Source organism: Cupriavidus cauae, assembly GCF_008632125.1.
In the GTDB taxonomy this organism is placed as follows: Bacteria; Pseudomonadota; Gammaproteobacteria; order Burkholderiales; family Burkholderiaceae; genus Cupriavidus; species Cupriavidus cauae.
Genome location: NZ_VWRN01000072.1, coordinates 1 through 20,261, shown reverse-complemented (window position 1 = coordinate 20,261; position 20,261 = coordinate 1). Strand labels below are relative to the sequence as shown.

The following is a 20,261-nucleotide window of genomic DNA, read 5'->3' as shown; positions in this document are numbered from 1 at the left end:
CACGCCGAGCGGCACCCCACGCCAGTACGGCACATCGAGCGGGAGTGAATGCAGTACAATGCAAACGATTCTCATCTACGCCCGCTGATTCATCACTAAGCAAGCGGTCAGGTAGTACCGGCGCCACGCCGGCAACCCGCCCGCGGGACCAAAGCACATGCGCTTGTCAGAATTGCCGCGGCGCACCGCGGCCATCGTACTGTCGGTCGACGACAGCACCCCGAACGATCCCATCGCCCGACGCCTGCGCGAACTCGGCTTCGTGCCCGGCGAGGCCGTGCAGATCATTACCTTCGGCCCGTTCGGCAAGGACCCGCTGGTCGCCCAGGTCGGCAGCACGCGCTTCGCGCTGCGCCGCGCCGAAGCCGCCCGCGTGACGGTGCAGCCCGAGGGCGCCCGCACCGCCAATCCGGCCGCTGCGAGCAATACGGCTGCTGCAGGCAATACCGCCAATACAGCCGGTACCGCATGAAGCGGACCGATTCGAATTACGCCATGTCCGTCGCTACTTCTCCCGCCACTCCCGCTTCCGCCGCCACCGCGCAGGCGCCGCTGCGCGTCGCGCTGGTCGGCAACCCCAATTGCGGCAAGACCGCGCTGTTCAACCGGCTGACCGGCAGCCGCCAGAAGGTGGCCAACTACGCCGGCGTCACGGTCGAGCGCAAGGAAGGCTATTTCGTCGCGCCATCCGGCCGGCAGGTCCGCATCCTCGATCTGCCGGGCGCCTACAGCCTGCACGCGACCAGCCTGGACGAAGCCATCACGCGCGACGTCTGCATGGGCAACCGCCCCGGCGAGGCCGTGCCCGACCTGCTGGTGTCGGTGGTCGATGCCACCAATCTGCGGCTGCACCTGCGTTTCGTGCTGGAACTGCGCCGCCTCGGCCTGCCGATGGTGGTGGTGCTCAATATGAGCGACGCGGCCGAACGCCGCGGCATCCGCATCGACCGCGACAAGCTCGCCGCCGCGCTGGGCGTGCCGGTGGTGCAGACGGTCGCCGTGCGGCGCGGTGGCGCCGCCGCGCTGCTGTCGGTGCTCGACGGCGCGCTGCCGTCGGCCCCGCCGCCTCCGCCTGCCCCGGCCGACGACTTCGACACGCATGCCGAGGTCAAGCGCCTGCTCGACGCGGCGGTGACGATGCCGACCGCATCGGCGAGCCTCGAAGACCGTATCGACCGCGTGGTGCTGCATCCGGTGTTCGGCCTGGCGATCCTCGCCGTGCTGCTGTTCCTGATGTTCCAGGCCGTGTTCTCGTGGGCCGAGCCGCTGATGGAGAGCATCGAGGGCGGCGTGGCCTATGCCGGCGAACTGGTCGGCGGCCTGCTGCCCGATGGACTGCTGCGCAGCCTGATCGTCGACGGCCTGATCGCCGGCCTGGGCAGCGTGGTGGTGTTCCTGCCGCAGATCCTGATCCTGTTCCTGTTCATCCTGACGCTGGAGGAATCGGGCTATCTGCCGCGCGCGGCCTTCCTGCTCGATCGGCTGATGATGGGCGCGGGGCTGTCGGGCCGCTCGTTCATCCCGCTGCTGTCGAGCTTCGCCTGTGCGATTCCCGGCATCATGGCGACCCGCACGATCCAGGACCCGCGCGACCGGCTGACCACGATCCTGGTCGCGCCGTTGATGACCTGCTCGGCACGGCTGCCGGTCTATGCGCTGCTGATCGGCGCCTTCATTCCGGCGGACACGGTGATGGGCGTGTTCAACCTGCAAGGGCTGGTGCTGTTCGCCCTGTATGTGGCCGGCATTGTCAGCGCGCTGGTGGTCGCCTATGCGCTGAAGTTCTTCCGCCGTGACCGCACCGAGCATCCGCTGCTGATGGAACTGCCGGCCTACCGCATTCCGAATCCGCGCGACGTCGCGATCGGGCTGTGGGAGCGCGCCCGCATCTTCCTGTCGCGCGTGGGCAAGGTGATCCTGACGCTGACGGTGCTGCTGTGGTTCCTGGCCACCTTCCCGTCCCCGCCCGAAGGCGCGACGCTGCCGCCGATCGACTACAGCTTCGCCGGCATGATCGGCCACGCGCTGGAGAAGGTATTCGCGCCGGTCGGCTTCAACTGGCAGATCTGTATCGCGCTGGTGCCGGGCCTGGCCGCGCGCGAAGTGGCGGTCGGCGCGCTGGCGACCGTCTACGCGCTGTCGGGCAGCGAGGACACGGTGGCGGCGCAGCTCGCGCCGATGATCGCCGCGCAGTGGTCGCTGGCCACCGCGCTGGCGCTGCTGGCGTGGTTCGTGTTCGCGCCGCAGTGCATCTCGACGCTGGCCGTGATCCGCCGCGAGACCAACTCGTGGAAGGTGATGGCCGCCTCCACGCTCTATCTCGCGGGCCTGGGCTATCTGGCGGCGTTCGTCACGTATCGCGTGGCGCTGCTGTTCAGCTGAGGCAGCCGGAAACCATCATGTCGCTCTATCACGCCGTCGAATCCGTGCTGGTGCCGCTGATCGTGCTGGTGTGCGCGCTGTCGGTGGCGGCGCGCTACATGCCGCGCACGCGCGAGCGCGCCAAAGCCGCGCTGGCCGCCAGCCTGGGCGGCGCGCAGGCACGCGGATGGCGCGCGCGGCTGGTGGCACGGCTGGCGCCGCAGGCGGTAGCGGCCGGCTGCGCCACCGGTTGCGACAGCGGGGGCTGCAACAGCTGCGACAGCAATACATCCGGCAATACATCGGGCAATACGTTGGGCAATACATCGGGCAATGCGTCCAGCCCCGCCCCGTCCGCGCACGAGAAGCCGATCCGTATCGTGCGCAAGCCGCAGGGCAAGGGCCGGGGGCAGATACACGACAGCGCGCGGTAGCACGCCGCAGCCGCACGCCATAGTAGAGAGGGCCAGCTTTTGCTGGCCCTTTGCTTTAGGTCAAACGGGTCCGCAGGCACCACGGGCACACTCGGCATGGGGTCTTTCCCAGTCCTGTCGATCACAACATGAGCCCGATGCAATCTCCTCGTACCCGATTGGCAACGGTCGCCGCGGCGGCCGTCATGATGGCCTTCCCGCCGCTGCACGCCAACGCGGCCGACGCTGCAACCAACACGGCAACCGGCGCCGCAGCTGGCACTGCGGCCGTCACCCAGCCCGAAGGCAACTGGATGATCCGCCTGCGCGGCACCTATCTCGACTTTGCGCAGAAGTCCGACCGCGTCGGCGGCGCCGGCGCCTCGGACCGGATCGGCGTCAACAACAAGTGGATCCCCGAGCTGGACGTCACCTATTTCTTCACGCCGCATATCGCCGCGGAACTGGTGCTGACCATTCCGCAGAAGCACGACGTCCATCTCGACGGCAATCGGATCGGCACGTTCAAGCACCTGCCGCCGACGCTGCTGGTGCAGTACCACTTCCTGCCGCACGCCACCTTCCGGCCCTATGTCGGCGCGGGGCTGAACTTCACGCGGATCTGGGGCGCGGATCTCGCCGGCAACACGCTGTCGCTGGACCGCTGGAGCATCGCGCCCGCGCTGCAGATCGGCATGGACTACCGGCTGACGCGCAACTGGTACCTGAATGCGGACATCAAGAAGGTGTGGCTCTCCAGCGATGTGAAGGCGGCCGGCGTCAAGGTGTCGGAGGTCAAGCTGGACCCGTGGCTGTTCAGCGTCGGTGTCGGATATCGGTTCTGAGGGCCGGTCCCATTGGCACGCAGAAACGGGTACGCTCGTCTCTCGCTGCCTCTGATCTGGACCGAAAAACGCCCCCACGGATTGTCGCCATGGGGGCGTTTCGCATGGCACGGCAAGGCGCGACATGGCGCGCTGGTTGCGCGCCAACTGCGCGCGCATCAGATTGCGGTGCCCGCGATCGTCACCGACAACCGTTGCCCGGTCTTCCTGACGCTGCAGCTCGCGGTCAGCGAGAAGTCGCCCGGGGTCAATGGCGTCACGCCGACCTGGCCCGGATGCGTGGCCGGGGTCACGGCGATATTGCCGGCCTGCTGCCAGTCCCACGCCTCGCATTCGAGGAAGGTCAGCGCGTTGCCGCGATGCCTGACGGTCGCGGTGACCGGGATCGGCAGCGGCGGCATCGTCGCGATGCGCAGCGGTTGCGGACCGTCGTAGACCAGCGCCCAGGTCGGCTGCTCGGTCACCGTCAGCCCGGCGCTTGGCGTGGCATCGAGGGCCTTGCTGGTGGCCGTGACCTTCAACAGGCTCTGCAGCGGATCGGCCCCGTTGGGACGGCTGGTGTTCAGCGTGAAGCCGCGCCCGCTCGCCGTGGGCTGGACCGACAGCGACGGCGAGGTGCTGGCGTACGACCATTGGCCGTCGAACTGCGCGGTCGCATCAAGGCCGTCGCTGCGCATCACGCGCGCGGACAGCGTGGCCGGATAGCCGTTCAGGATCGAGATCGCGTCGATCGGCGTGCCGTTGCGCAGCAGCTCGAGCGTGTAGGCGTAGCTGCCGTTCTTCAGCACCACGACGGCGATCCGCGCGGCCAGCGCGACGCCATTGGGCGCCGTCACGCCGACGGTGACCGTGCCCTCGACCGTGCTGGTGGTGGACGGATTGACGCCGTGCAGCGTCGCGCGCTCGCGATCGGCACTGAGCTGGATGCCGGCGGCCGAGCTGGCCCAGGCCCAGTCGTGCACGGCGGCCGACACATCGATACCGTCGCCATCGAGCAGCGTGGCGCGGATCTGCCGCGTTTCGCCATTGGCCAGCGTCAGCAGCGGATGCGAGACCGCGAGGCTGTAGTGGTGGCTGGCGGCGACGGTGATCGTGGCCGTCTGCACCGGCAGCACGATGGCCTTGCCGTCGGCACCGTTGATGGTGGCGACGACCTGCACGTTGACGGTACCGGGGGCGATGCCGGTCACGACCGCGGCACCGGCGACGGTGGCGCTCGGTCTCACCGTCGCGACGGCGGGATCGGACGAGGTCCACGCGTAGCTGCCTTGGGCGGTAACGTCCTTGCCATTGCTGTCGACGATGACGGCGGCCAGCGTCAGCGTGCGGCCCACGCCGACCTGTCCGGCGGATTGCCCGAGTGTCACGGTATAGCTGACCGTTGTCGGGGAGCCGTTGGACCCGGGTCCCGACGATCCGCCGGAACCCGAGCCCGAACTCGGACCCGCTGCCGCACCATCGCTGCCGCCGCCTCCGCCGCATGCGGCCAATACCATCGCTGTCAGCGCCGCCGCGAACCAGGCGAGCGCCTTCGACCCCGTTCCCGTTCTCATGATGTCTCCCCGTTTGCTGGGCCAATGTCCCCATTCAGGCTAGGCGCGACGGCGGCGTCGCTGTACCGGCCAGGCGGTGGACGATGGCCGCGGTTTGCGTGGGGCAGCGCGCGTTCAGGTACGAGACCGGGAGCGCGATCTCATCCATTTGGCCGAGACCGCGGTGTGGCGTCACACCACCGCAGCGTGCGCGCTTGACGAGTCGACGCTCGATGCACTACGCTTTGTGGCTGCTACACCGTAGAGCCTCGTCGAATCGCGTCGAATCGCATCGAAGCTCGACACCACTCACACCAGCCAGCACGATGTCCGTTGCAACGACCGTCCACCGCCAAGCCGCCGATGCCCTGCGCATCGCCGCGTCGGCGCGCGCGCGTCATGCGGTCGCCATCGATGGCCTCGGCTCGGTCCGCGCGCTCGCCTGCGCCCTCTCCTCGCTACAACTAGACCTACCGATCGGTTGCCGGGCCTAGCGCCCCGTGGCAGTTCGGCAGCCTGTCGCCACCTTTCCGTTCGCATTGGCACGCCGCAATCGGCCTCGATTGCGGTCCTGATCGCGCCCGATCGGCATTCGATCGTCCGCGTGCCATCCGTCCCGCTTTTCTTTCGCTATCGCGATTCCCTCGCGAGGAGGACCCGTTCATGCTGCGCAACCCCGCCGTCAAATACCGCCCCGCCGCCACCGTCGATCTGCCGGATCGCAGCTGGCCCAACCAGCGCATCACGCGCGCGCCGATCTGGATGAGCACCGATCTGCGCGACGGCAACCAGGCGCTGATCGAGCCGATGAGCGTGGCGAGCAAGCTGCGCTTCTTCGAACAACTGGTGAAGATCGGCCTCAAGCAGATCGAGGTCGCGTTTCCGTCGGCATCGCAGACCGATTTCGACTTCGTGCGCATGCTGATCGAGCAGAACCGCATTCCCGACGACGTGACCATCGTCGTGCTGACGCAGGCGCGCGACGACCTGATCCGCCGCACCATCGAATCGCTGCGCGGCGCGCCGCGTGCGGTCGTGCATCTGTACAACCCGATCGCGCCGGCGTTTCGCCGCATCGTGTTCGGCGCGAGCCGCGACGAGGTCAAGGAGATCGCGCTGGCCGGCACGCGGCTGATCCGCGAACTGACCGATGCGATTCCCGGCACCGCGTGGACCTACGAGTATTCGCCCGAGACCTTCAGCATGACCGAGCTCGATTTCGCGCTCGAAGTCAGCGACGCCGTCGCCGACATCTGGGAGCCGGGCCCGTCGCGACCGATGATCCTGAACCTGCCGAGCACGGTTGAGTGCAGCACGCCCAATGTGTTTGCCGACCAGATCGAATGGATGCATCGGCATCTGGCGCGCCGCGCCGACATCGTGCTGTCGGTCCACCCGCATAACGATCGCGGCACCGCGGTGGCGGCGGCCGAACTGGCCGTGATGGCCGGTGCCGATCGCGTCGAGGGCTGCCTGTTCGGCAACGGCGAGCGCACCGGCAACGTCGACCTGGTCACGCTGGCGTTGAACCTCTATACGCAGGGCGTCGATCCGCAGCTGGACTTCTCCGATATCGACGAGGTGCGCCAGTGCGTCGAGCATTGCAATCAGCTGCCGGTACACCCGCGCCATCCCTATGCCGGCGATCTGGTGTTCACGGCGTTCTCTGGCTCGCATCAGGACGCGATTCGCAAGGGCTTCGCCCAGCAGAAGCCGGATGCCATCTGGGAGGTGCCGTACCTGCCGATCGATCCCGCCGACCTGGGCCGCAGCTACGACGCGGTGATCCGCGTCAACAGCCAGTCCGGCAAGGGCGGCATGGCCTATCTGCTCGAACAGGTGCACGGGCTGTATCTGCCGCGCCGGCTGCAGATCGAGTTCAGCCGCGCGGTGCAGCGCATGACCGACGAGACCGGGGCCGAGGCCAGCGCGGACGATCTGTTCGCACTGTTCCGTCGCGAATATCTCGATGTCGATGCGCCGCTGCGCTATGTGTCGCATCGGATGATGTCCGGCGCGGACGATCAGGTCGAGATCGAGGCGACGCTGGTGCAGGATGGCGCCACGCGCGTGGTGCGCGGCAAGGGCAACGGTCCGATCGACGCCTTCGTGCGCGCGCTCGGCATGCCGGTGCGCGTGATGGACTACCACGAACACGCGCAATCGTCCGGCGCCGATGCGCGCGCGGCCTGTTATGTCGAGGTACGGGTAGGGGAATCAGCGACCGGCTTCGGCGCGGCGATCGACGCGAATCTGGTGACGGCGTCGTTGAAGGCGGTGGTGTCGGGGGTCAATCGGCATTTGCGGGCGGCACAGCTGAGCGGCGCCGACCAGCAGGCCGCCTGAGACACGCCGCGCACCTTGCGACACCGCAGGTTGGCTTCCCTCTCCCGCTCACGGGAGAGGGGACACCATAGCGATACCGGCGGCGTCGCGCGTCACCGTGTCACCGTGTCACCGTGTCACCGTGTCACCGTGTCACCGGAACGCCGGCTCGTCGAAGCTGCGCAGCTTGCGCGAGTGCAGCGCCTCGACGCCGTTCTCGCGCAGGATGCGGATCGCTTCGAGCCCGATCGTCATATGCTGGCTGACGCGCTGGCGATAGAAGGCGTTGGCCATGCCGCGCAGCTTCAATTCGCCGTGCAGCGGCTTGTCCGAGACGCACAGCAGCGTGCCGTAGGGCACGCGCAGGCGGAAGCCGTTGGCCGCCACCGTCGCGCTTTCCATGTCGATCGCGATCGCGCGCGACTGGTTGAACCGCGCGTACAGCGTCTTGGACTTCAATTCCCAATTGCGGTCGTCGGTCGAGACCACGGTGCCGGTGCGCATCCGCGTCTTCATCTCGTTGCCCGACAGCCCGGTCACGCGCGCCACTGCCTCTTGCAGCGCGACCTGGATCTCGGCAATCGGCGGCACCGGCACCCATGGCGGCAGGTCCTGGTCCAGCACGTGGTCGTCGCGGACATAGGCGTGCGCCAGCACGTAGTCGCCAAGCTGCTGCGAGCGGCGCAGGCCGCCGCAATGCCCCACCATCAGCCAGCAATGCGGGCGCAGCACCGCCAGATGGTCGGTCATCGTCTTGGCATTCGACGGGCCGACGCCGATATTGACCAGCGTGACCCCGAGCCGGTCCTCGCGCACCAGGTGATAGGCCGGCATCTGCGGCAGCGCGCGCGGATACAGCGCCATATCGGGCTCGGCCTCGCCGTGGTTCTGCACGATATCGCCGGGCTCGACGAAGCGGATGTACTCGTCGCCATCGGCGCTGGTCATCAGCGAACGGCCCAGCGCGACGAACTCGTCGACATAGCGCTGGTAATTGGTGAATAGCACGAAGCGCTGGAAGTGCTGCGGCGCCGTGCCGGTGTAGTGGTACAGCCGCTGCAGCGCCAGATCGACGCGCTCGGCGGGAAACAGCGACAGCGGCCAGGCCTCGCCGGGCACGGGCTCGTAGGTGCCGTTGGCGATCCCGTCGTCGATGCGGCTCAGTTCTGGCAGCACGAACGACGCCTCGAGTTCGCGGGCCTGCGTGTAGCTGATATCGGTGGTCGACGCCTCGATCACGAAGGGCAGCGGAATCGGCCGCCGGCTGGTGCCCACCACCACCGGCACGCGGTGATAGCGCATCAGCCGTTCGATCTGGTCGCGGTAGTAGTCGGCAAACAGATCGGGCCGCGTCACGGTGGTGCCATAAACCCCGGGATACGCCACCGTGCCCCACGACGGCCGGCTGTCGGTCACCATCGTTTCGATATTGACCGAGATGCCCAGATAGGGATAACAGGCATGCGCCGCCGAGGGCAGCGGCTCGCCGCGGGCGAAGGCATCGAAACGCGCGCGCACCGCGCCGACCGCGTTGTCGTAGATCTCGCCGATGCGCGCCAGCGCGGCTTCTGGGTCGGTGAACTCGGCCAACTGGTCGGCCGGATGGGCGGAAGAGAAGATCGAGGCTTGCATGCGACGATCATACTCCGGAGCGCACGCGCCCTGCACATGACCGTGCTGGCGACCCGGCAAACCATCGCGATGCCGCTCCAGCGAATGCGGGAGCGGCATGCGGGAACGGCTGCCCGGCTTATTTCCTCGGCTTACTTCGCCGGCTTATTTCCTCGGCTCACTTCGCCGGCTTGTTCGCCCGCCTTATTCCGGCTGGATATTGGCGGCGCGGATGATGCGCCCCCATTTGGCCGATTCCTGCTGCTGGAAGGCCGCCAGTTCGGCCGGCGTGCTGGTAAAGATCTCGGTGCCGGTGCTGCGATAGAAGTTGCTTGCGGTCTGGCTGCGCGCCGCCTTGACGAGCAGCTCGTTCAGCTTCGCGACCACCGGCTGCGGCGTGCCCGCCGGCGTGTACGCCGCGAACCAGTAGCTCATCTCGTAGCCCTTGACGCCCGCCTCGTCGATGGTCGGCACATCCGGTGCCAGCGGCGAACGGGTCTTGCCGGACACGCCGAGCGCGCGCAGCTTGCCGCTCTTGACCTGCGGCAGGCCGGTCGCGGTATCGGTGATCATCATCTGGATCTGGTTGCCGAGCAGGTCGGTGACCGCCAGCGGATTGCTCTTGTAGGGCACGTGCAGCAGCTGGACCTGCGCCATCTGCTGGAACAGTTCGCCGGCGATCCGCGACGACGAGCTGCCGCTGCCGAAGCTCAGCTTGCCCGGCTGCTGCTTGGCCAGCGCGATGAACTCGCCCACCGTCTTCACCGGCAGTTGCGGATTGACCACCATGATCTGCCCGCCCTTGCCCAGCGCGGTAATCGGCGTGAAGTCCTTGACCGGATCGTAGGGCAGCTTCTTGAACAGATGCTCGTTGGCCGCGTGCGTGGTGTTGGTCGTGATCAGCACCGTATAGCCGTCCGGCGCGGCCTTGGCGACGTCGGAGGCCGCGATGAAGCCGTTGGCGCCCGGCTTGTTGTCGACCACCACGGTGACCTTCGCATCGGTGGTCATGGCCTGGCCGATGGCGCGGGCCAGCTGGTCGGTGGCGCTGCCGGCGGCGAAGGGCACGACGAAACGGACCGGCTTGTCGGGGAATTCCGCGCGCGCCGGCGCGGACGGCAGCGCCAGCGCGGCGAATGCCGTCAGCGCGACCAGCGCGGGGAGCAGTGTCTTCAGGCGCGGCGCCGGTTGCGTTCGCACGGCCGCGGGCAGGAATCGGGATAGCATGGTGTGGTCTCCTCTGGGTGTTTTATCAGGTCGGTGATCAGGTCGGTGATCAGGTCGGTGATCAGGCCAGTCGTCGGGTCAGGATGAACCGATGCGTGGCGCCGAGTCAGCCGCCTCCGCGCAAGCCCGGCGGCAAGGGAATCTCCAACTGCAGCAGCAGGAAGGACAGCGCCTTGCCGTGCGCGTCGAGATTGAGCGCATCGTTGACGCCGCCGTCGAGCACGCCGTCGAGGACGAAGTTCATCGCATGCAGGCTGGGCACGACGTAGCGCGTCACCGCGGCGGGACGGCGATGACGGAACAGCGTGCGTACCGCGTCCTCGGTCACGTGTGCGAGCAGATGCGCGAAATCGCGCTCGTCATAGGCGATCACGCTGATGTTCGAGCGGTCGCCCTTGTCGCCGGTGCGGGCGTGCGCGAGACGATAGAGGGCAATGGTGTCGGACGTCGTCATGTTCAGCCTTCGATCATCGTGTGGCGCGGCGACACCGCATCGCGCGGCACCAGGCAGGACATCGCGTTCAGCCGCGGACGCAGCGCGGTGCGCACGCCGCCGCCGCCGGCAGGTCCGCAGCAATAGAGCGCGTTGACCTCGCGCAGCAGCGCCTCGGCCACGGCCTTGTCCTCGTGCGCCAGCGCGGCGCGCAGCCGCACGTCCTGGCTTTGCGCTTCATCTGGTTGCGGCGCGGACAGCCATGCGCCGCCATCGTCGGCCAGCACGCTGAGCACGCCGATCAGGTCGAGCCGCACCGGCGCCTCAATGCCCAGCATCGCCATCCGCTTGCGCACGATGTCGCCGGCCAGGCGCGCGCGCGCCGCGGCGTTCGGTCCGGCGTAGGAGATCTCGCCCTCGGCGATCCAGCCGCCTTCATGAAACAGGTTGGCCTTCAGTTGCTCGGGACGCGCGTGGCCGCGGATATTGCGCACCGCGACGCGGTCCGGACCGACCTGCTCGACCGTGACCGCGCTGATGTCGGCCACCACGTCGGGCGTCAGATAGGCGGCGGGGTCGTGGACCTCGTACAGCAGCTGTTCCTTGACGGTACGCAGGTCGACGCAGCCGCCGGTGCCGGCCGCCTTGCCGATCTCGATGCCGCCATCGCTGTCGAGTCGCACGATCGGATAGCCAAGCGCATGGACGTCGGGAACGTCCTTGATGCCGGGATCGGCGAAATAGCCTCCGGTCACCTGCGCACCGCATTCGAGCAGATGGCCGGCCATGGTCGCGCGCGCGAGGCGGTCCCAGTCCTGCCAGGACCATTTGAAATGCGCCATCGCCGGGCCGACCGCCAGGGCCGGGTCGGCGACGCGGCCGCACACCACCACTTGTGCACCGGCGATGAGCGCATCGGCAATGCCCTGCGCGCCGATATAGGCGTTGGCGCAGACGAAGCGGCGCTCGGGAAAGGCCTCGCCCAGGAGGCCCGACAGCAGCGCGCGGCCGGCATCGCCGGACAGATCGTCGCCCTCGACCACGGCCACGCGCGGCCTGGGCAGGCCCAGTTCGGCCGCCAGCGCCTGCACGCGTCGCGCGGCGCCGTGCGGATTGGCCGCGCCGAAATTGCCGATGATCGGAATACCGTGCGCCAGGCACAGGCCCAGCACCGGGGTCAGCAAGGCGTCGAGCAGCGGCTCGTAGCCGCGCTCGGGATCGGCGCGCCGGGCCAGGTGGGCCAGCGCCAGCGTGCGCTCGGCCAGCGTTTCGAAGATCAGCGCGGCCGGGCCGCCGTCGGCGATCAGCGTGCGCACCACGGGCAGCGCGGCGTCGATGCGATCGCCGGAGAAGCCGGCACCGGAGCCGATCGAGAGGGAAGAAGCCATGGCGGGCGCGATATCAGGAAGTCGACGGTCGGAATCAGGACCAACAGGGATCAACAAGGACCAACAAGGACCAATACGGAACCGCGCAGATGCGCGGCCGGTCCCGGCATTCTAGGCACGATGGCGAATTCGGAAAAACGGATTATTTGGATTAATCTAGCGGTCCGGCCGATCAATGCGCGGTCCGTCCGTGGTCGATTCGCGACCGATCCGTGGTCAATTCGCGGCCCGCTCGCCGTGCATTTGCCGTCCGTGCGCCATCCATGCGCCGTCCATTCGCCGTCCATTCGCCGTCCATTCGCCCTCGATCAACCATCCTTTCGCCGCCATGAACCTGTCCGTCAAGCATCTGCGCGCCTTCGTCGCACTGGCCCAGCAGCGCAATTTCACACGGGCGGCGCAGGCCTGCCATCTGTCGCAGTCGGCGTTCAGCGCGCTGATCCGCACGCTGGAGGAACAGGCCGGCGCGCGGCTGTTCGAGCGCACCACGCGCTTTGTCGAGCTCAGTGCCGAGGGTCGCCGCTTCGAGGAGGTGGCCGAGCGGCTGCTGGCCGATTTCGAGGACGCCTTCGCCGACCTGCGCGACCATGCCGAGCGCCGCAAGGGCCGGGTCGCGATCGCGGCGCTGCCGTCGATCGCCGCCGGCGATCTGCCGCCGGTGCTCGCCGCCTTCCGCGCGCGCTATCCAGGCATCGCGCTGGCGCTGCACGATGTGCTGGCCGACGGCTGCATCGATCTGGTACGGCGCGGCCGCGTCGATTTCGCGCTGGCGCCGGCGCCCGGCCAGGATGCGGACCTGAAGATCGAGCCGCTGGTGGCGGATTCCTTCCACGTGATCTGCCCCGCCGATCATCCGCTGGCCTCGCGCCGCAGCATCGCCCCGTCCGCGCTCGCCGGCCTGCCGTTCATCCATCTGTCGCGCACCAGCAGCGTGCGGCAGCATCTGGACGCCGCGCTGCATCCGACGCGGCTCAATGGCGTGATGGAGGTCGAGCATCTGGCCACGGTGGCCGGGCTCGTGGCCGCGGGCCTCGGCGTCACCGTGGTGCCGTCGCTGGCGCTGTTCCAGTTCCAGCTGCCCAATCTGGCGATCCGGCCGCTGCGGCTGGAATCGCTGGTGCGCGACATCTGCCTGGTGCGGCTGCGCGACCGCGGTGATTCGGCCGCGGCCAGCGCGATGCTCGACTACGTCTACGCGCACTTTCGCAAGCGGGGCGGCGCGCAGGATGCCGCGCGGCCGACGCGTCCGAAGTGAGTCAGACGTGAGTCAGAAATGAGCCAGATAGCCGCCGTCGACGGCAAGGACGTGGCCGGTGACATAGGACGCCGCCGGCGAGGCCAGGAACACCGCGGCGCCCGCGATCTCGTCCGGCTGGCCCCAGCGGCCCAGCGAGGTACGGCGCTGCAGCCAGTCCTTCACGCCGGCGTCGCCGACCATCGGCTGGTTCGGCTCGGTGGCGAAGAACCCCGGCGCAATCGCGTTGACGGTGAGGCCATCGCGCCCCAGGTCCGCCGATAGCGAGCGCGTCAGCGCATCAAGCGCGCCCTTGGTGGCGGGATACAGCACGTCGTCGCCCCGCGCCACCTGCCCCGCGATCGAGCTGACATTGATGATGCGGCCATAGCTACCGCGACGCATGCGTATCGCTGCATGCCGGCACAGGTTGTACGGCGCGACCAGATTGGTTTCCATCATCGCGCGCAGATCGCCGGTATCGAGCTCGGCCATGGTCTGCCGATTGCGCGCGCCGGCGTTGTTCACCAGGATGTCGAGCCGGCCATATTGGCTGTCGATGCTGTCGAACGCCTTCGCTACCGCGGTCTCGTCGGTAATGTCGAGCACCAGCGGACGGGCGCCCTCACCGAGCGTGGCGACGGCCTGCTCGACACGCTGCGCATTGCGCGCGGCCACCAGCACGGTGGCACCGGCGTCGATCAAGCCTTTGGCAATGGCGATGCCAAGACCCTGCGCACCGCCGGTAACCAGCGCCACGCGGCCGGTCAGCGAGAAGGGATGGGAGGAGGAATGGGATGGGGTATGCGCGCACATGCGGGGAAATATACCGCAGGGAGGCGAGCTTATCCCTGTGGTGTCTGCCTGGTTTGTTCGATCAGCCAGTCGCGAAACGCCACAACGCGTGGATCGTCGCTGCTGCTCTCCGGATAGACGAGGTGATACGCATAGTCCTGCGCCACGCTGACCCCGATGTCGAACAGTCTGACCAGACGGCCCGCCGCGAGGTCGTTGGCGATCATCGGCAGTTCGACCAGGCCGACGGCGCCGCTGTCCAGCACGGCCTGCACGACGTGCGTGGAATCGGCGAAGGCCATGCAGCGGCTGTCGTCGAAGTTCTCGATGCCGGCCGCCGCCATCCACATCGGCCAGTCGGGCCAGACGATGCCATCGGTCCGGCAATCGACATGGCACAGCGTGTGGTGCAGCAGATCGCGCGGCTCGTGCAGCGGGGGGCCGGATTCGAGCAGGCGGGGACTGCAGATCGGTACCACCACCGTGCCGAACAGACGCTCGGCGCGTGCGCCTTCGTAGTGGCCGGCGCCGAAGCGGATCGCGACGTCGATATCGTCGGCCTCGAAATCACGGACCTGCTCGCTGATATCGAAGGTCAGCTCCAGGCCGGGATTCGCGGCGCGAAATTGCGGCAGCCGAGGCAGCAGCCAGTTGGACGCGAAGCGCGCCTCCAGCGATATCCGAAGATGCGTCGCGCCCCGCGCCATGCGCCGGGCGCGCGCGGTGGCGCGGCGCAGATTGTCGAGCGCATCGGCGGTGGCCTCGTACAGGACCGCGCCGGCGGGTGTCAGCTGGATGGTGCGGCTGGTGCGCGTAAACAGCGTGATGCCGAGCTGTTCCTCGATTTCCTTGATCTGGTAGCTGACCGCCGCGGGCGTCAGGCCAACCTCTTCGGCCGCGCGAGTGAAGTTCAGATGCCGCGCCGCCGCTTCGAAGGTCCGGAGGGCGCGCGTGCCCGGCAGCATACGATTCATCGATCTTCAGGCGAGATGGGAGGGTCGGCCGAAAACTACCGGTTTCTCGGCGAAGGGTCAATGCGCGGGGAGTCGCGCCGAGCCGGCGCGCAGAGAGAGAACGTGGTGCACGGGCACGGGCCCTGCACCACGTATCATCGGACCTTCAGACCATCAAACCATCAAACCATCAGACCATCGAACAGCCGAAGCAATGCATCGCGCCGGATCAGGGGAATGCCGGCACCGCCGGGTCCATCCCCGCGAAGCGGGCTTCCGGATGCGAGCTGCGCAGCAGCGTTTCGATTTCCTCGACACGGCCGCGCGGCACGTCGACCATCAGCAGGATCTTGCCGTCGGCGATATCGGCCTCGAAGGGCTTGAGCCGGCTGTTCGGCGCGGAGCTGCCGATCATGCTCGAGGCCCAGGCCCCGAACACCGCGCCGAGCACCGCCAGCACGCCGACCAGGCCCCATTGCGGGGTATCGCTGACGATCGGGAACATCGCGACCACCACGCCGGCGACCACGCCGACCGCACCACCGATCATCAAACCCATCTCGGCGGCGTGAACGATATCGGAGGTCTGGAACAGATTGGCTTCATGCAGGCCGGTCATGTCCATGCCGTCGCGGGCGACGAAGTGGATGTGCCGGTGTTCGACGCGATTGATCAGCAAATCGTCCATGGTGCGCCGAGCGCTGACCACGTCGGGCAATAACCAGTAGATGCGTTTGCGCATGACGGATTCCTCCGAGCGAGGTCCCGTCCGTGGGCTGCCGAGGCTGGCAGGTGGCGGCAGAATCCGCCAGCGGGGCGGGTTTTACTTTTGTACGCCACCAGGCAGGGAATCGCAAGCGAAGCCGTGGGGTGCAGCGCACCGTGCCGGCGCCGCGTCGCGTAGCCGTCACGCCGGCACAGGGCCGACGTGACGGCGATGACGCCAGGGCAACGCCAAAAGCCGAAGCTGGGGGCGAAGTCCGAGCCGAAGCGAACCCGCGCCAAAGCGCAAGCCCGAGCCGAAGCCCGAGCCCGACCCGAAGCCGCTCAGAACGTGATCGGCAGCCGCACGTTGACCTGCAGATCCGGCGTATCGCGCGTCAGCCCCGCGCCGACCGAGATATTGAGCGTATAGCGGTCGCTGAAGCGGTACGAATAGCCGACCAGCAGCGAGCCCTGCGTGATCCGCACCGAGCCGGGCACGGTCTGTCCGTTCTGCTTGGTCGGCCAGATGATGCTCTGGTCGTAGCCGATGCTGAATGACGCCCGCTCGTTCAGCGCCAGGCCCATGCCGAAGTTGAAGCCGAAGATGTCGCCCGGCTCGATCTTGCCCAGCGGCTCCTTCTGGCCGTTCAGCACGGTACGGCTGACGTTGTCGCGGCCAAAATTGTGCAGATAGCTGAAGGTGCCGAAGAACACCGCAGGATCGGTCGGCAGCAGCCACGTGATGCCCGGCTGGATCGCGTGGAAGCCGGTGCCGGTCGGCATGCCCAGCGGCAGCCCGGTGCCGGTGGTATTGCCGATGCAGCGCTGCACGCAATCGGTGACCACGTCGAACGGGCTCTTGCCGGTATTGGACTTGTAGCGCAGCCAGCCGACGAAATACGGCATGCGGTCGTTGCCGTAGTTCAGCTGATAGCGCAGCGTCGCCTCGACATCGCCCAGTCCGCTGCCGCTCGAATTGAAGACGTTGTCGACCGCGGTGCCGGTGAAGACTTCGCGGCTGATGGTCGAGCCCGAGCTATGCACGTATGGCACCTTGGCCTCGATTTCAAGCCGCTTGGTAATGCCGTAGCGGAAGGCGACCGAGGCGACATAGGTCGAGGTCTTGACCTCGCGCACGTCGATCAGCCCGATCAGGATCGCCGGAATCACCGTGTAGCCGACCAGCGCCACGCGGTTGTTGGACGAATAGCCGTACTGGAACGCCGGCTCGACCACCAGCCGGCCGGGCGGCGTCAGCACGCCGGGCTGATCGAAGATCGGCGCGATCTCCGGCGGACGCGTGTCGCGCTCGGGCGGCCGGCCCACCGGTTCCTGCGCCTGTGCGACGGTGGTGCTGCCGTTCGCGGGGCCCTGTGCGGGGCCCTGTGCCGGACCTTGTGCCTGATTGACCGGCACGTTGCGCGTATTCGGCAGGCCGGTGTTGCCGCTGGCGGCAGCCGGCGCCGTCGCCGCGCCGGTCGCGATATCGGCGCCGGTCACACCGGGGCCGCGCTGCCCGCCGCGCTTGTTCGCCAGCGCATCGGCGCCGACGATGCTGCGCAACTCGCGGATCGTGGCCTCTTGCTGGGCCATCGAGCGCTTCATCGCGTCGAGCACGGCGGCCTGTTCCGCGACCTCGCGTTTCAGGGCTTCCAGCTTGGCGGCCGTCGGCCCTTCGTCGGGCAGATTCTGCGCATGCGCCAATCCCCCCAGCAATAGCAAGGTCGAGCATCCCGCCTGCCGGATGCCCTGCATCGACCTTTTTCTCATGACTCTCCTCCCCCCGGATGGCGGACTGGTTCAGGAGTCCGCGACCTGTTTGCGTTGTTGCCATGCACCCCTGTGTGTCCGGATGCGACCGCGTGCATCCGTTGCTTCCGCTTGCTTCGTGTGGTCCCGTATGCGTGTTTGGCTCTACCGCATGCTCGCCGCCCGTTGCAGGGCGCTGTTCAATGCCGCGCCGGCGACCCCCGCGCGGAACGCCTGCAAGGTGTTCACGCCCGCATCGATGGTCAACAGGCTCTGGATCGACTGGTTGTTGAGCGAGTTCTGGATCACGGTCGCCGGCGTGCCCGCCAGCGCCCCCGCGTTGAAGCTGTTGCCCGGCCCGTTCTGGATCAGATTGAGCAGGCCGTTGGTGGTGACCGAACCGGTCGCGGTGGCGATCACCGCCGGCGCCGGCATCGGCGGCGTCCCCGAAGACGGTGGAGGCGATGGCGCCGCCACCGTGGCGGTGCCCGGCGTGGAGGTGGACGTGCCTGGCTGTCCCGCGCTCGCCGAGGAACTGGCGCTGCCGCTGCCGGGCGTCGAGGTGCCCTGCCCCGCCTGCCCGGCCTGCCCCAGCGCGTTGGCCGCGACCGAGCCCGCATTGGCCGCGCTCTGCAGCGCGGCGGCAAGCCGTCCTGCCTGTTCCGAGGTGATGCGGCTGACGTCGGGAATCACCAGGCTGGTCGATACCACCAGGTTGCCGTTGATATAGACGGCGCGTTCGATGCCGAACGAGACCTGCAGGCCGCCGGTCTCGAAGCCGCCTCGCAGTTCTTCCAATCGTGCCGATGCGACCGGTTTCCAGCCGGCCATGCCGCTGCGCGCGGCAGCGATGGCATCGTGATGCGGATCCGCGGCGGGGTAGGACGCCAGTCCGGCGTCCAGCCCGTCCTCGCGCGGGGCCTGCGTGCTCCACGCCTGGCCGGCGCAGGCCAGTCCCGCGCCTAGCAGCATCGCTGCCGCGGCCGAATTGGCAGCGCCACGGGCGGCGCCGCGGCGCGCCGGCCGCGTAGTCATGGCTTGTCGATACATGGTGACGGGTCCCTAGAAGTCTCCAGCGCCATGCTTTGGCATGACGGTAAAGAACAGACTGTCCCGATTGACCCCCATCCAGTACGGCCCACTGGGTGCGACGCGCCAGTCCGAAGCCTGGTTGAAGCGCGCGATATCGGTGCGGTTGTGGATCACGAACAGAAGACTACTGTCCCAGATCCGTTCGAAGTGTTCGCGAGACAACGCTCGCGTACCGAGGGCGGGATCGCCAACCAACACCCGATTGCCGCGTACCCCCTTGACCACGACGAAATGGTGGTAGCCGTTCTCGACCACCAGCACGATCGCCGGGACCTGGGTTTCCTCGAGCTTGGACAGCGGCAGTTCGAAGCCGTCGGCCATGAAGCCGCGCGTTTCGAGGAAGCGCTTCATGTCCAGCAGCGAGAAGCCCTCGCGCTGGATCTTGGCGCGATCGCCGGTCAGGTACATCTGCTGGAACACTTCGGCTTCCGTGACCGGATGGCCGTACTGATAGGTAAGCAGGGTCGCCACTGCGGCCGAGCCGCAGCTGAAGTCGTACTGCTGCCGGATGGTGGTCTTGAAGCGTGCCTCCTTCAGGCTCACTGTCCGGACCTTGTAGTCGCTGCCGGCCGGTGGAATCACCACCGTATCGGCGGCGTGCGCCGGCACCATGGCCGACGCCCAGGCGAGCGCCGCCAGCGCGGCAAGGCGTGGCAGGTTCATGGCCTGCTTCATGGCCTGCTTCATGGCCCGCTTCATGGCCCGCTTCATGGCCCAAATCGCACGTTCAGAATCGTCGCGTTCTGGATCAGCGTGTTGGCGCCGGTGTTCTGTATCACCGTGGGCAGGCCGCTCGCATTGGCGAACGCCCCATCCGAAATCGCGTTGCTGCCGGTGATGACGCGATTGGCGGTGTTGTCCGCCACGACGCCAGCCAGCCGCATGTCGTTGACCACCACTTCGGCGCCGCCACGGATATCGGCCAGCGCGTCGGTGCCGACCGGCTTGCCGAAGCCGGCGAGCACGGTGCCCGTCTGCCCTTGTGCCGATGCGTCGACCGTTGTCCGCGGTGTCGCGGCCACGGGGGTGTCCTTGCTGTTGTCTTCCGGCATGCCGACGGTGGTCGGCATCGCGGCCGTCGGGCTCGCCGCTTCTGGCGCGGCGGACGGCTCTGCCGCGGCGTGCAGGCCGGGCCAGAGCAGGAATGCTGTCGTCAAAGCGCCGACAGCGGTGCGGACCGCTCGCATGATGGTGCCTCCTTGTGTCCCGTCGAACGGGCGTCCCGACGCGTGGCCGGGACGCCCACTCCTGCAGAGCAACACCGCGCAAGGCGCGATGCCGGTGCGCCATCCACGCACCGGCATGCGCGAGCGCGCAGCGTCTTACCTGCCTACAGCCAGGTTGGCCTGGACCGTGACGGCTTGTTGCACCAGCGAGCCGAGGCCGCTGTTCTGGTTGGCAATCATGATGCCGGCCGCCGACTGCCCGACGCTGCTCATCGCGTTGGACATGTTGAACGTGCCTGCATCGGCCAGCGCCGCACCACCGGCACCACCGGCACCGCCGGTCGCACCGTTGCCCACGCCGCCGGTACCGCCCGCGCCCGCGCCACCGGCACCGCCGGCACCGCTGGTCGCGCCAGCCGCGCCGACCGCGCC

General features: G+C 68.0%; 18 protein-coding genes and 1 pseudogene. 6 read left to right on the top strand and 13 right to left on the bottom strand.

The annotated features are described in order from the left end of the window. Positions 1 to 157: 157 nt before the first annotated feature. The 4 genes from F1599_RS24540 to F1599_RS24525 all read left to right on the top strand — a co-directional run bounded on the left by F1599_RS24540 (position 158) and on the right by F1599_RS24525 (position 3,619). On the top strand, positions 158 to 472 hold the full coding sequence (locus tag F1599_RS24540; protein ID WP_223819868.1) for a FeoA family protein: 315 nt from the start codon (positions 158 to 160) through the stop codon (positions 470 to 472). Positions 473 to 495: 23 nt separating this feature from the next. Then, on the top strand, positions 496 to 2,382 hold the full coding sequence (feoB, locus tag F1599_RS24535) for a ferrous iron transporter B (protein WP_149318502.1): 1,887 nt from the start codon (positions 496 to 498) through the stop codon (positions 2,380 to 2,382). Between the two features lie 17 nt (positions 2,383 to 2,399). Then, positions 2,400 to 2,795 (top strand): DUF6587 family protein, encoded by a 396-nt coding sequence (locus tag F1599_RS24530; protein ID WP_150084806.1) that lies wholly within the window; start codon positions 2,400 to 2,402, stop codon positions 2,793 to 2,795. Positions 2,796 to 2,980: 185 nt separating this feature from the next. Continuing rightward, positions 2,981 to 3,619, top strand: a complete 639-nt coding sequence (locus F1599_RS24525) for an OmpW family protein (protein WP_395897162.1) — start codon at positions 2,981 to 2,983, stop codon at positions 3,617 to 3,619. Positions 3,620 to 3,777: 158 nt separating this feature from the next. On the opposite strand, the gene F1599_RS24520 is transcribed toward F1599_RS24525, so the two are convergent. Next, a complete protein-coding gene (locus F1599_RS24520; RefSeq protein WP_223819867.1) occupies positions 3,778 to 4,986 on the bottom strand; it encodes a hypothetical protein in 1,209 nt (402 codons plus the stop codon). A gap of 828 nt (positions 4,987 to 5,814) precedes the next feature. Between F1599_RS24520 and leuA the strand changes: the two genes are divergently transcribed. Continuing rightward, complete coding sequence (gene leuA, locus F1599_RS24515) at positions 5,815 to 7,497, top strand: 2-isopropylmalate synthase (protein ID WP_150084805.1); 1,683 nt, start codon at positions 5,815 to 5,817, stop codon at positions 7,495 to 7,497. Between the two features lie 132 nt (positions 7,498 to 7,629). On the opposite strand, the gene F1599_RS24510 is transcribed toward leuA, so the two are convergent. The 4 genes from F1599_RS24510 to F1599_RS24495 all read right to left on the bottom strand — a co-directional run bounded on the left by F1599_RS24510 (position 7,630) and on the right by F1599_RS24495 (position 12,135). Then, positions 7,630 to 9,108 (bottom strand): AMP nucleosidase, encoded by a 1,479-nt coding sequence (locus F1599_RS24510; protein ID WP_150084804.1) that lies wholly within the window; start codon positions 9,106 to 9,108, stop codon positions 7,630 to 7,632. 183 nt (positions 9,109 to 9,291) lie between these two features. Beyond that, entirely contained in the window at positions 9,292 to 10,314 is a 1,023-nt protein-coding gene (locus F1599_RS24505) for a Bug family tripartite tricarboxylate transporter substrate binding protein (protein ID WP_223819866.1), read from the bottom strand. A gap of 106 nt (positions 10,315 to 10,420) precedes the next feature. Beyond that, positions 10,421 to 10,768, bottom strand: coding sequence for an AtuA-related protein (locus F1599_RS24500; protein WP_150084803.1), 348 nt, complete (start codon positions 10,766 to 10,768; stop codon positions 10,421 to 10,423). Positions 10,769 to 10,770: 2 nt separating this feature from the next. Next, positions 10,771 to 12,135, bottom strand: coding sequence for an acyclic terpene utilization AtuA family protein (locus F1599_RS24495; protein WP_150084802.1), 1,365 nt, complete (start codon positions 12,133 to 12,135; stop codon positions 10,771 to 10,773). Positions 12,136 to 12,463: 328 nt separating this feature from the next. Here F1599_RS24495 and F1599_RS24490 point away from each other — a divergent pair, with 328 nt between their 5' ends. Further along, positions 12,464 to 13,390: a LysR family transcriptional regulator gene (locus tag F1599_RS24490; protein ID WP_149318686.1), complete on the top strand. Its 927-nt coding sequence runs from the start codon at positions 12,464 to 12,466 to the stop codon at positions 13,388 to 13,390. A gap of 12 nt (positions 13,391 to 13,402) precedes the next feature. Here F1599_RS24490 and F1599_RS24485 read toward each other — a convergent pair whose 3' ends face one another. The 8 genes and pseudogenes from F1599_RS24485 to F1599_RS24450 form a co-directional block, all read right to left on the bottom strand. Beyond that, a complete protein-coding gene (locus F1599_RS24485) occupies positions 13,403 to 14,185 on the bottom strand; it encodes an SDR family oxidoreductase (RefSeq protein WP_150084801.1) in 783 nt (260 codons plus the stop codon). Between the two features lie 29 nt (positions 14,186 to 14,214). Further along, positions 14,215 to 15,138, bottom strand: a complete 924-nt coding sequence (gene gcvA, locus F1599_RS24480; protein WP_150084800.1) for a transcriptional regulator GcvA — start codon at positions 15,136 to 15,138, stop codon at positions 14,215 to 14,217. Positions 15,139 to 15,346: 208 nt separating this feature from the next. Continuing rightward, positions 15,347 to 15,859 (bottom strand): DUF1269 domain-containing protein, encoded by a 513-nt coding sequence (locus tag F1599_RS24475; protein ID WP_149318510.1) that lies wholly within the window; start codon positions 15,857 to 15,859, stop codon positions 15,347 to 15,349. A gap of 305 nt (positions 15,860 to 16,164) precedes the next feature. Further along, on the bottom strand, positions 16,165 to 17,592 hold the full coding sequence (locus F1599_RS24470) for an acetate kinase (protein WP_150084799.1): 1,428 nt from the start codon (positions 17,590 to 17,592) through the stop codon (positions 16,165 to 16,167). 144 nt (positions 17,593 to 17,736) lie between these two features. Beyond that, the gene (locus F1599_RS24465) at positions 17,737 to 18,606 is read right to left on the bottom strand and encodes a flagellin (protein ID WP_150084798.1); all 870 of its coding nucleotides are present in this window, start codon (positions 18,604 to 18,606) and stop codon (positions 17,737 to 17,739) included. A gap of 27 nt (positions 18,607 to 18,633) precedes the next feature. After that, on the bottom strand, positions 18,634 to 19,326 hold the full coding sequence (locus tag F1599_RS24460; protein ID WP_149318687.1) for a C39 family peptidase: 693 nt from the start codon (positions 19,324 to 19,326) through the stop codon (positions 18,634 to 18,636). 44 nt (positions 19,327 to 19,370) lie between these two features. Further along, positions 19,371 to 19,850: a hypothetical protein gene (locus tag F1599_RS24455; protein WP_150084797.1), complete on the bottom strand. Its 480-nt coding sequence runs from the start codon at positions 19,848 to 19,850 to the stop codon at positions 19,371 to 19,373. Positions 19,851 to 19,985: 135 nt separating this feature from the next. Next, positions 19,986 to 20,261 (bottom strand): annotated as a pseudogene (locus tag F1599_RS24450) (hypothetical protein); the annotation flags it as partial.